The organism is Pantoea sp. X-Soil-TKNS-1207, assembly GCF_059730485.1.
On record NZ_AP035958.1, the window covers coordinates 280,709 to 293,056 of the forward strand.

The 12,348-nt window shown below is 53.4% G+C and carries 5 protein-coding genes, 1 tRNA gene and 3 rRNA genes; 6 read left to right on the top strand and 3 right to left on the bottom strand.

Annotated elements, in window-relative coordinates; translation table 11 throughout:
- Window positions 1-59: 59 nt before the first annotated feature.
- Window positions 60-725 (top strand): DUF1481 domain-containing protein, encoded by a 666-nt coding sequence (locus tag AC6I8V_RS01240; RefSeq protein WP_497844132.1) that lies wholly within the window; start codon window positions 60-62, stop codon window positions 723-725.
- A gap of 39 nt (window positions 726-764) precedes the next feature.
- Here AC6I8V_RS01240 and purD read toward each other — a convergent pair whose 3' ends face one another.
- Window positions 765-2,045 carry a phosphoribosylamine--glycine ligase gene (gene purD, locus AC6I8V_RS01245; protein ID WP_497844133.1) on the bottom strand — a complete coding sequence of 427 codons (1,281 nt, stop codon included), beginning with the start codon at window positions 2,043-2,045 and terminating at the stop codon, window positions 765-767.
- An 18-nt stretch (window positions 2,046-2,063) separates the two neighbouring features.
- A complete protein-coding gene (purH, locus tag AC6I8V_RS01250; protein WP_497844134.1) occupies window positions 2,064-3,653 on the bottom strand; it encodes a bifunctional phosphoribosylaminoimidazolecarboxamide formyltransferase/IMP cyclohydrolase in 1,590 nt (529 codons plus the stop codon).
- Window positions 3,654-4,257: 604 nt separating this feature from the next.
- Here purH and AC6I8V_RS01255 point away from each other — a divergent pair.
- The 4 genes from AC6I8V_RS01255 (at window position 4,258) to rrf (ending at window position 9,305) form a co-directional block, all read left to right on the top strand.
- Window positions 4,258-5,799 (top strand): 16S ribosomal RNA (locus AC6I8V_RS01255).
- Between the two features lie 89 nt (window positions 5,800-5,888).
- Window positions 5,889-5,963: transfer RNA gene (locus AC6I8V_RS01260), tRNA-Glu, on the top strand.
- A gap of 217 nt (window positions 5,964-6,180) precedes the next feature.
- Window positions 6,181-9,085 (top strand): 23S ribosomal RNA (locus AC6I8V_RS01265).
- 104 nt (window positions 9,086-9,189) lie between these two features.
- Window positions 9,190-9,305 (top strand): 5S ribosomal RNA (rrf, locus tag AC6I8V_RS01270).
- Together the 16S, 23S and 5S rRNA genes with 1 tRNA gene alongside form the textbook arrangement of a ribosomal RNA operon.
- Window positions 9,306-9,432: 127 nt before the next feature.
- Here the strand turns inward: rrf and AC6I8V_RS01275 are convergent.
- The gene (locus tag AC6I8V_RS01275) at window positions 9,433-10,758 is read right to left on the bottom strand and encodes a carbohydrate porin (protein ID WP_497844135.1); all 1,326 of its coding nucleotides are present in this window, start codon (window positions 10,756-10,758) and stop codon (window positions 9,433-9,435) included.
- Window positions 10,759-11,257: 499 nt separating this feature from the next.
- On the opposite strand from AC6I8V_RS01275, the gene metA reads away from it, so the two are divergent.
- Window positions 11,258-12,187 (top strand): homoserine O-succinyltransferase MetA, encoded by a 930-nt coding sequence (gene metA / locus AC6I8V_RS01280; RefSeq protein WP_497844136.1) that lies wholly within the window; start codon window positions 11,258-11,260, stop codon window positions 12,185-12,187.
- Window positions 12,188-12,348: the final 161 nt, after the last annotated feature.

Genomic DNA, 12,348 nt, shown 5'->3' on the forward strand with positions numbered 1-12,348 from the left:
ACGCGGTATAGCTTTAAAAGAGGGGGCGGCATCGCCCCTTTTTGTTGCCGGGGCCTGCCATGCTGAAAACTCTACGTCAGCGCGTTTGCGCCCTGTTATGTGGTGCGCTGCTTACGGGCTGTAGCACCACTCCCGATCTTCCTGCCTTCACCGCCAGCGGCTATCTTGCCGACCGTGGCGTGGTGCGCATCTGGCGCAAGAATGGCGATCATCAGTCAGTCCATCTGCGTACCGTCTTCACACCTTTCGATGGCGATGCCATGCAGACCACCGATTACAGCTGGCAGGATAACAACCTTCTCAGCGTGGAACGCCATGTTTCAGGCGACCAGCCGGATGATGTCACGCTCCGTTTCGATCAGCAGGGCAATCTCAATTTTATGCAGCGGCAACTGGCCGGACGGCGTGAAGCGGTTAGCGCGGACAGCGTGGAGCTGTATCGCTTTGATGCGCAGCGCATGTTGCAGCAGAGCAATGCGCTGCTGAAAGGCCGGGTATTGCTGAGCCAGGGGCAGTGGCTGGGCGGTACTCAGGTGCGTACCTGCGCGGGCAAAGTGGTGGATGCCCCGTTCGACAGCAATCAGGTTAATACCCTGACACAGCAGAAGGGCAATGGATCATCACCGTTGATGGTTTCATGGCTGGAAGCGCCGGAAGGGGTACAGCTACTGCATGTCACAGCAAATGATGAGTGCAGCTGGGAGCCGAAAGAGAGCGATTTCTGACGGACGGAAAAGAGAAGGGGCACTGTGTGCCCCTTGTGATTATTTGCGGTTGATTGCGCGGTAGCCGATATCGCGACGACAGAAACTGCCGTTCCAGGAGATATGCTGCGCCAGTTCATAAGCGCGCTGCTGCGCGGCAGCCACATCTTCACCCAGCGCGGTGACGCACAGCACGCGACCGCCGTTGGTAACGACCAGGTCATCCTTCAGCGTGGTGCCAGCGTGGAATACCTTGCCATCCGGCACTTCTTCCAGCGGCAGGCCATGGATCTGGTCGCCAGTGCTGTAATCCCCCGGATAACCGCCCGCAGCCAGTACCACACCCAGCGATGGACGCGGATCCCATTGTGACTCCTGCTGATCCAGCTTACCGTCACAGGCGGCCAGGCACAGCGCCACCAGGTCCGACTGCAAACGCAGCATGATCGGCTGGGTTTCCGGATCGCCAAAGCGGCAGTTGAATTCGATCACTTTTGGCTGACCGGCTTTGTCGATCATCAGACCGGCATACAGGAAACCGGTATAGGTGTTGCCTTCCGCTTTCATGCCGTTCACGGTTGGCCAGATGATCTGATCCATCACGCGCTGGTGGATCTCATCGGTTACCACCGGAGCCGGGGAGTAGGCGCCCATACCGCCGGTGTTCGGGCCGGTATCGCCGTCGCCAACGCGTTTATGATCCTGGCTGGTGGCCATTGGCAGCACATTGTCGCCATCGACCATCACGATAAAGCTGGCTTCTTCGCCATCAAGGAACTCTTCGATCACGATGCGGTGACCGGCGTCGCCGAATGCGTTGCCTGCCAGCATATCCAGCACCGCCGCTTCCGCTTCTTCCAGCGTCATTGCTACGATCACACCTTTACCGGCAGCCAGGCCATCGGCCTTGATGACGATCGGAGCGCCTTTCTCACGCAGGTAGGCCAGCGCCGGTTCGACTTCGGTAAAGTTCTGGTATTCGGCGGTCGGGATCTGCTGACGAGCGAGGAAATCCTTGGTGAAAGCTTTAGAACCTTCCAGCTGAGCGGCGGACTGGGTCGGGCCAAAGATTTTCAGACCGGCGGCACGGAATGCATCTACCACGCCGATAACCAGCGGGGCTTCCGGCCCGACGATGGTCAGGTCGATTTTTTCCTGCTGCGCAAAGGCCAGCAGCGCAGGCACATCCGTCGCGCTGATGGCGACGTTTTGCAGAGCGGGTTCCAGCGCGGTGCCAGCATTACCCGGCGCAACAAATACGGTCTCTGCCAGCGGTGACTGTGCCGCTTTCCACGCCAGGGCGTGCTCGCGTCCGCCATTGCCAATGACTAAAATTTTCATCTGTAACGCTCCCAACGATTAATGGCGGAAATGACGCATGTCGGTGAAGATCATGGCGATGCCGTGCTCATCGGCGGCGGCAATCACTTCGTCATCGCGAATCGAGCCACCCGGCTGAATAACGCAGCTGATACCCACAGCGGCGGCGGCATCAATACCATCGCGGAACGGGAAGAAGGCGTCTGACGCCATCGCTGAGCCTTGCACTTCCAGACCTTCATCGCCCGCTTTGATACCGGCGATTTTTGCGGAATAGACGCGGCTCATCTGGCCTGCGCCAATACCGATGGTCATATTGTCGCGTGCATATACGATGGCGTTGGATTTGACGAACTTCGCCACTTTCCAGCAGAACAGCGCATCACGCAGTTCCTGCTCGGTCGGCTGGCGTTTGCTGACAACGCGCAGCTGGCTGGCATCGACCATACCCAGATCGCGATCCTGCACCAGTAAACCACCGTTAACGCGTTTGAAGTCCAGAGCGGCAACGCGCTCCTGCCACTGACCACATACCAGAACGCGAACATTCTGTTTGCTGGCAGTCACTTTCAGGGCGGCCTCAGAGGCAGAAGGGGCAATGATCACTTCAACAAACTGGCGGCTGATAATGGCCTGCGCAGTGGCTTCGTCCAGCTCGCGGTTGAAGGCGATAATGCCGCCAAATGCAGAGGTTGGATCGGTTTTGTAGGCGCGCTCGTAGGCATCCAGAATCGAACTGCCCACCGCCACACCGCATGGATTCGCGTGTTTCACAATCACACAAGCGGCTTCGCTGAACTCTTTCACGCATTCCAGCGCGGCATCGGTATCCGCGATGTTGTTGTAGGAGAGCGCTTTGCCCTGTACCTGCTGCGCAGTGGCAACCGAAGCCTCTGCCACGTTTTCTTCTATATAGAAGGCGGCGTCCTGATGGCTGTTCTCGCCGTAACGCATATCCTGCTTCTTAATGAAGTTCAGATTCAGGGTGCGCGGGAAGCGGCCAGCAGGTTCTTTGCTTTCGCCGTGATAAGCCGGCACCAGGCTGCCAAAGTAGTTGGCAATCATGCTGTCGTAGGCGGCGGTGTGCTCGAAGGCTTTGATTGCCAGATCGAAGCGGGTTTCCAGCGTCAGGGAGTTTTCGTTGGCGTCCAGCTCAGCAATGATGGCGCTGTAGTCGCTGCTCTTAACCACGATCGCCACATCTTTATGGTTCTTCGCGGCCGAGCGCACCATGGTTGGGCCGCCGATATCGATGTTTTCCACCGCATCTTCCAGCGTGCAACCCGGTTTCGCCACGGTCTGGGCAAACGGATAGAGGTTTACGACCACCATGTCGATAGGATCGATGGCGTGCTGCGCCATGATGGCATCATCCTGGCCACGGCGGCCGAGAATGCCACCATGAACTTTCGGGTGCAGCGTTTTGACGCGTCCATCCATCATTTCCGGAAAACCGGTGTAGTCAGACACTTCAGTGACCGGCAGGCCCGCATCTGCCAGCAGGCGTGCAGTGCCACCTGTGGAGAGCAGCTCAACACCACGGCTGGAGAGTGCCTGAGCAAATTCGAGGATACCGGCTTTGTCTGAGACACTCAGCAGAGCGCGGCGTACAGGACGACGTTGTTGCATGGTGGTTTTATCCCTTGGCTTTGTTTCGCGTAAATAAGAGCGTTACATCAAGCTTAGCGTTTCTCTTCTATCTATATAGAAGAAAGCTGGCTTCAGGTAACGCCCCAAAAGGGGCATCCGTACGTCGCGGGGCATTGTAGCGAAAACGTTTGCGCGATGCTCGCCTAAATTCATTTCAACCACGGGATGTGGATAACTTTGTGTGTAAGTGGGTATAAGGCGGGGTTTTGCTGTGGAATGCAGCGAACAGTTGTTTTTATTGAAATTAGCGGTTGCGCCTGCCGAACAACTCCCTATAATGCGCCTCCATCGACACGGCACAACGGTTTACGAAATGCAGTGTTGAGAGGGCGGTTCTGAAGGAACAACCCGCCAGAGAAAAATCTCGAAAAAGAGATTGACTCTGAAGGAGGAAAGCGTAATATACGCCACCTCGCGACAGCAGCGTAAAGCACTGGTCGCACTGCTCTTTAACAATTTATCAGACAATCTGTGTGGGCACTCGCAGGATTGATATCAAAAGTCTACGGACTTAAAAAATATCAAGTCTCAAGAGTGAACACGTAATTCATTACGAAGTTTAATTCTTTGAGCATCAAACTTTAAATTGAAGAGTTTGATCATGGCTCAGATTGAACGCTGGCGGCAGGCCTAACACATGCAAGTCGAACGGTAGCACAGAGGAGCTTGCTCCTTGGGTGACGAGTGGCGGACGGGTGAGTAATGTCTGGGGATCTGCCCGATGGAGGGGGATAACTACTGGAAACGGTAGCTAATACCGCATAACGTCGCAAGACCAAAGTGGGGGACCTTCGGGCCTCACACCATCGGATGAACCCAGATGGGATTAGCTAGTAGGTGGGGTAACGGCTCACCTAGGCGACGATCCCTAGCTGGTCTGAGAGGATGACCAGCCACACTGGAACTGAGACACGGTCCAGACTCCTACGGGAGGCAGCAGTGGGGAATATTGCACAATGGGCGCAAGCCTGATGCAGCCATGCCGCGTGTATGAAGAAGGCCTTCGGGTTGTAAAGTACTTTCAGCGGGGAGGAAGGGTTGATGGTTAATAACCATCAGCATTGACGTTACCCGCAGAAGAAGCACCGGCTAACTCCGTGCCAGCAGCCGCGGTAATACGGAGGGTGCAAGCGTTAATCGGAATTACTGGGCGTAAAGCGCACGCAGGCGGTCTGTCAAGTCGGATGTGAAATCCCCGGGCTTAACCTGGGAACTGCATTCGAAACTGGCAGGCTAGAGTCTTGTAGAGGGGGGTAGAATTCCAGGTGTAGCGGTGAAATGCGTAGAGATCTGGAGGAATACCGGTGGCGAAGGCGGCCCCCTGGACAAAGACTGACGCTCAGGTGCGAAAGCGTGGGGAGCAAACAGGATTAGATACCCTGGTAGTCCACGCCGTAAACGATGTCGACTTGGAGGTTGTTCCCTTGAGGAGTGGCTTCCGGAGCTAACGCGTTAAGTCGACCGCCTGGGGAGTACGGCCGCAAGGTTAAAACTCAAATGAATTGACGGGGGCCCGCACAAGCGGTGGAGCATGTGGTTTAATTCGATGCAACGCGAAGAACCTTACCTGGCCTTGACATCCACGGAATTTGGCAGAGATGCCTTAGTGCCTTCGGGAACCGTGAGACAGGTGCTGCATGGCTGTCGTCAGCTCGTGTTGTGAAATGTTGGGTTAAGTCCCGCAACGAGCGCAACCCTTATCCTTTGTTGCCAGCGATTCGGTCGGGAACTCAAAGGAGACTGCCGGTGATAAACCGGAGGAAGGTGGGGATGACGTCAAGTCATCATGGCCCTTACGGCCAGGGCTACACACGTGCTACAATGGCGCATACAAAGAGAAGCGACCTCGCGAGAGCAAGCGGACCTCATAAAGTGCGTCGTAGTCCGGATCGGAGTCTGCAACTCGACTCCGTGAAGTCGGAATCGCTAGTAATCGTAGATCAGAATGCTACGGTGAATACGTTCCCGGGCCTTGTACACACCGCCCGTCACACCATGGGAGTGGGTTGCAAAAGAAGTAGGTAGCTTAACCTTCGGGAGGGCGCTTACCACTTTGTGATTCATGACTGGGGTGAAGTCGTAACAAGGTAACCGTAGGGGAACCTGCGGTTGGATCACCTCCTTACCTGAAGATACCTTCCTCCGAAGTGCTCACACAGATTGTCTGATGAAAACGTAATGAGCAAGACGGCTGCGAAGTCGTGACACATTCGTGTCCCCTTCGTCTAGCGGTTAGGACTCCGCCCTTTCACGGCGGCAACAGGGGTTCGAATCCCCTAGGGGACGCCACTTGCTTGGTGACAGGTGAAAGGTGTCTCCACGAAGTATCTCAAAACTGACTGTAAAGTCATGTTTGAGATATTTGCTCTTTAACAATCCGGAACAAGCTGAAAATTTGAAACGACGCGCAGTCGTATTCCTCCGTAATAAGGAATACAGCACGGCGCGTTCGAGTCTCTCAAATGCTTGCAGTCTGCACGCGTTGCAAAACGCCTGTGGGTTGTGAGGTTAAGCGACTAAGCGTACACGGTGGATGCCCTGGCAGTCAGAGGCGATGAAGGACGTGCTAATCTGCGTAAAGCGCCGGTAAGGTGATATGAACCGCTATAGCCGGCGATGTCCGAATGGGGAAACCCGGTGCACTCAGTGCATCATCGTTAACTGAATACATAGGTTAACGAGGCGAACCGGGGGAACTGAAACATCTAAGTACCCCGAGGAAAAGAAATCAACCGAGATTCCCCCAGTAGCGGCGAGCGAACGGGGAACAGCCCAGAACCTGAATCAGTTTGTGCATTAGTGGAAGCGTCTGGAAAGTCGCAGGGTACAGGGTGATACTCCCGTACACAAAAATGCACTTACTGTGAGTTCGATGAGTAGGGCGGGACACGTGGTATCCTGTCTGAATATGGGGGGACCATCCTCCAAGGCTAAATACTCCTGACTGACCGATAGTGAACCAGTACCGTGAGGGAAAGGCGAAAAGAACCCCGGCGAGGGGAGTGAAACAGAACCTGAAACCGTGTACGTACAAGCAGTGGGAGCCTACTTGTTAGGTGACTGCGTACCTTTTGTATAATGGGTCAGCGACTTATATTCTGTAGCAAGGTTAACCGTATAGGGGAGCCGCAGGGAAACCGAGTCTTAATTGGGCGTTAAGTTGCAGGGTATAGACCCGAAACCCGGTGATCTAGCCATGGGCAGGTTGAAGGTTGGGTAACACTAACTGGAGGACCGAACCGACTAATGTTGAAAAATTAGCGGATGACTTGTGGCTGGGGGTGAAAGGCCAATCAAACCGGGAGATAGCTGGTTCTCCCCGAAAGCTATTTAGGTAGCGCCTCGTGAATTCATCTCCGGGGGTAGAGCACTGTTTCGGCTAGGGGGCCATCCCGGCTTACCAACCCGATGCAAACTGCGAATACCGGAGAATGTTATCACGGGAGACACACGGCGGGTGCTAACGTCCGTCGTGAAGAGGGAAACAACCCAGACCGCCAGCTAAGGTCCCAAAGTCATGGTTAAGTGGGAAACGATGTGGGAAGGCACAGACAGCCAGGATGTTGGCTTAGAAGCAGCCATCATTTAAAGAAAGCGTAATAGCTCACTGGTCGAGTCGGCCTGCGCGGAAGATGTAACGGGGCTAAACCATGCACCGAAGCTGCGGCAGCGACACTATGTGTTGTTGGGTAGGGGAGCGTTCTGTAAGCCGTTGAAGGTGGACTGTGAGGTCTGCTGGAGGTATCAGAAGTGCGAATGCTGACATAAGTAACGATAAAGCGGGTGAAAAGCCCGCTCGCCGGAAGACCAAGGGTTCCTGTCCAACGTTAATCGGGGCAGGGTGAGTCGACCCCTAAGGCGAGGCTGAAAAGCGTAGTCGATGGGAAGCAGGTTAATATTCCTGCACTTGGTGTTACTGCGAAGGGGGGACGGAGAAGGCTAGGTTATCCGGGCGACGGTTGTCCCGGTTTAAGCGTGTAGGCGTGTGCTCCAGGCAAATCCGGTGCACTTTAACGCTGAGGCGTGATGACGAGCCACTACGGTGGTGAAGTAACTGATGCCCTGCTTCCAGGAAAAGCCTCTAAGCTCCAGGTAACACGAAATCGTACCCCAAACCGACACAGGTGGTCAGGTAGAGAATACCAAGGCGCTTGAGAGAACTCGGGTGAAGGAACTAGGCAAAATGGTGCCGTAACTTCGGGAGAAGGCACGCTGGCGCGTAGGTGAAGGGACTTGCTCCCGGAGCTGAAGCCAGTCGAAGATACCAGCTGGCTGCAACTGTTTATTAAAAACACAGCACTGTGCAAACACGAAAGTGGACGTATACGGTGTGACGCCTGCCCGGTGCCGGAAGGTTAATTGATGGGGTTATCCGTAAGGAGAAGCTCTTGATCGAAGCCCCGGTAAACGGCGGCCGTAACTATAACGGTCCTAAGGTAGCGAAATTCCTTGTCGGGTAAGTTCCGACCTGCACGAATGGCGTAATGATGGCCAGGCTGTCTCCACCCGAGACTCAGTGAAATTGAAATCGCTGTGAAGATGCAGTGTACCCGCGGCAAGACGGAAAGACCCCGTGAACCTTTACTATAGCTTGACACTGAACATTGAGCCTTGATGTGTAGGATAGGTGGGAGGCTTTGAAGCGTGGACGCCAGTCTGCGTGGAGCCAACCTTGAAATACCACCCTTTAATGTTTGATGTTCTAACGTAGGCCCGTAATCCGGGCTGCGGACAGTGTCTGGTGGGTAGTTTGACTGGGGCGGTCTCCTCCCAAAGCGTAACGGAGGAGCACGAAGGTTGGCTAATCCTGGTCGGACATCAGGAGGTTAGTGCAATGGCATAAGCCAGCTTGACTGCGAGAGTGACGGCTCGAGCAGGTGCGAAAGCAGGTCATAGTGATCCGGTGGTTCTGAATGGAAGGGCCATCGCTCAACGGATAAAAGGTACTCCGGGGATAACAGGCTGATACCGCCCAAGAGTTCATATCGACGGCGGTGTTTGGCACCTCGATGTCGGCTCATCACATCCTGGGGCTGAAGTAGGTCCCAAGGGTACGGCTGTTCGCCGTTTAAAGTGGTACGCGAGCTGGGTTTAGAACGTCGTGAGACAGTTCGGTCCCTATCTGCCGTGGGCGCTGGAGAATTGAGGGGGGTTGCTCCTAGTACGAGAGGACCGGAGTGAACGCACCACTGGTGTTCGGGTTGTCATGCCAATGGCATTGCCCGGTAGCTAAGTGCGGAAGAGATAAGTGCTGAAAGCATCTAAGCACGAAACTTGCCCCGAGATGAGTTCTCCCTGACTCCTTGAGAGTCCTGAAGGGACGTTGAAGACGACGACGTTGATAGGCCGGATGTGTAAGTGCAGCGATGCATTGAGCTAACCGGTACTAATGACCCGTGAGGCTTAACCTTACAACGCCAGAGGCGTTTTGGTTGAGAGACCAGAGAATTTTCAGCTTAGTTCAAACGGATTGGTTCGCATGGCCTGAGAGGGCGGTGCGGATAAACAGAATTTGCCTGGCGGCTGTAGCGCGGTGGTCCCACCTGACCCCATGCCGAACTCAGAAGTGAAACGCCGTAGCGCCGATGGTAGTGTGGGGTCTCCCCATGCGAGAGTAGGGAACTGCCAGGCATCAATTAAGTGAAAAAGCCCTGAACGAAAGTTCAGGGCTTTTTTACGTCCGCAGATCGGCAAATGTACAAAAAAACCGCCCCATTTTTATATCGGGACGGTTTCGATCGTATCTGAAAACAATAAGTTAGAACGTCAGGCTCGCTGTAATCCCGGCAACGAAAGCATTTTTCACTTCGCTGTAGGCGCCAGGGGCGACAACATATTGCAGATTAGGACGCAGTGAGAGCCACTGGCTAACGTTGTAAGCATAGTAAAGCTCATAATCATACTCTGAGCCTCGGATGACCGGCAGGTAAGTCTCATCATCCTCACTTGTTGCTCCATTCTCATCATTCTGCTGTTCCAGCATACGACTATAGGCTGAATTCACATGCAGACGCGCCATACCCAGGCCGATCTCATCCTGAGTTCGTGCGTCAAAAGGCCCTTTCCAGGCCAGCGCAACGGTCTGGGTATAATCGAGTTTTGACGTGCGTTTATCGTGCATTACCTGGCTAAGCGTCAGAGAGAGTCCACGATGATTATCATGCTGCTGCGCGAATAACTGCTGCTGAACAATAGCGTAAGCACCATAGCCATGAGCCGTATCGCCGTAAGAGCCGTGTTGCCAGGTATGATAAACATCCCCCTGAGCCGACGAATAATAAGCGCCTAAACGATAATTCCCGGCTAAGCCATCTGCGCCCAGATGCGGTTGCCAGCCAATCTCTACCGGCACCAGATTGCCGTCGGAGTGATTAACGGAGAAGTGGAAACCGCTGCCACGATTATCGTTATCCTCGTTTTGGTTATAAAAACCAACCTTAACATACACTTCCGGCGTCAGATTCAGTTGCAGGCGTCCCATCCACTGGGAAACTGGCCAGTTCATCCAGCGATCGCTGCGTGATTTGCCGGGAATGCCCGGCCCCAATGCCAGGTTCTGAAAGTGCGACTCGATGGTGCCAAAGTCCTCACCTACCGTCGCGCGGCCCAGCTTGAGGTTGAGGCGGTCATCGCTAAAACCGGTACGTAACCAAAACTGGGTCAGACGCCATGTTTGCCCGCGGCCATATACCTCCTGCACGGATGAAAGCATAGGCGCTTTAGGATGAGCTATCTGCTCAGAAAGGTTTTGCCCGTCACGATTAGTCACCGTCGCCTGAAAATCGGTATCCTGCCAGCCGAGCAGTTTTTGCAGATCGAGATGGCTGCTGAACAGCCATTGATCGGTATAACGCGCTGTCGTGGCAGTGTGATAGCCCCCGTCTAAATTCGTCGCGCTCTCCATGACATAATTGACATTAAAATCAACGCCTTGATTTTTTAGTGCCGTACGCTGCCCACCCCAGTCACCCAGCATCCACGGTGAGTCGAGAGTAAAAGGGGCTGCGTCAGCGAGTGCGTTCGGCGCTGCCATCGCCAGCAGGATGCCTGGTAAAATCAGACGGGTGATTTTTAGTTGATACATAGTAAAAACCCTTACAGATATAAATCCTGTGCCAAAAAATAAATGAAACAACCTTCCCTCTGGAGGTTGATTTTTTTGTCTTTCTTTATGACGAGTGACTTATACCGCAGGGAGGAATTTAATATTAGAAATATATATTTTCCTTATTTGATTGAAAGCAATAAAGTTTTTAACTAAATGAATCTTATGGTTTTATTTATTGTTTTTATGTTTAATTATTAATAATCCTCTGAAATTAAATTAAATATTTAATAACCGAAATGGTTTGGCTTTCAAACCAAATAAATATAGGTTGTCGATTATTTATCGGTCACAGGCGTTCAGGTGCAATAATTAAATACGCCGCCACAATCTGCTATGCAGCTACATTCACCCTTATGACGATTAAGCTGAAACATTTTCATAAACCGTATGAAGACTCGACATTGACGGTGTGCCAGGCTAACCTCAGGCATCTGGATGTCTAAACGTTTATACGGTTGTAAGAGGTAAGCAGGCTATGCCAATCAGGGTTCCCGACGAATTACCGGCAGTCAATTTTCTGCGTAATGAGAATGTGTTTGTCATGACCTCATCGCGCGCCAGTGTTCAGGAGATCCGTCCGTTGAAAGTGCTGGTGCTCAATCTGATGCCGAAAAAAATTGAGACCGAAAACCAGTTCCTGCGCCTGCTATCCAACTCGCCGTTGCAGATTGATATTCAGCTGCTGCGCATTGATAGCCGTGAATCGCGCAATACGCCGACTGAGCACCTGAACAATTTCTACTGTAATTTCGATGATATTCAACATGATAACTATGACGGCCTGATCGTTACCGGTGCGCCGCTGGGTCTGGTGGATTTCAACGATGTGGCTTACTGGCCGCAGATCCAGCGCGTGCTGCACTGGGCGAAAGAGCACGTTACCTCAACGCTGTTTGTCTGCTGGGCGGTACAGGCCGCGCTGAATATTCTGTACGGCATTCCCAAACAGACGCGTCAGAACAAGCTGTCAGGCGTCTATGAACATCAGATCCTGCATCCACATGCCTTACTGACGCGCGGTTTTGATGACAACTTCCTCGCGCCGCACTCGCGCTATGCCGATTTCCCCAGCCAGCTGATTCGTGACTACACCGATCTTGAGCTGTTTGCCGAATCGGAAGCCACCGGCGCTTACCTGATGGCGAGCAAAGACAAACGGCTGGCGTTTGTGACCGGCCACCCGGAGTACGATGCACTCACTCTGTCGGGTGAATACCATCGTGATTACGATGCCGGGCTGCATCCCGAAGTGCCGTATAACTACTTCCCGCAGGACAACCCGGAGTTGCCCCCGCGCGCCACCTGGCGCAGCCATGGCAACCTGTTGTTCTCCAACTGGCTGAACTACTACGTGTATCAGATCACGCCGTTTGATCTGCGCCGGATGAATCCTACCCTCGAATAATACATCTATCTCGCTTGAACTTGCCGTGGCAGCTGCGTGTTGCCACGGCATTTTTTTATCTGTCTCTTTCTGTGGAAGTTATTGCCTTTATTTCGTGACTTTAAATTACATATAAATCAATGCAATAAATCGATTTAAAACTAAAAATGGAAATAGTTTTT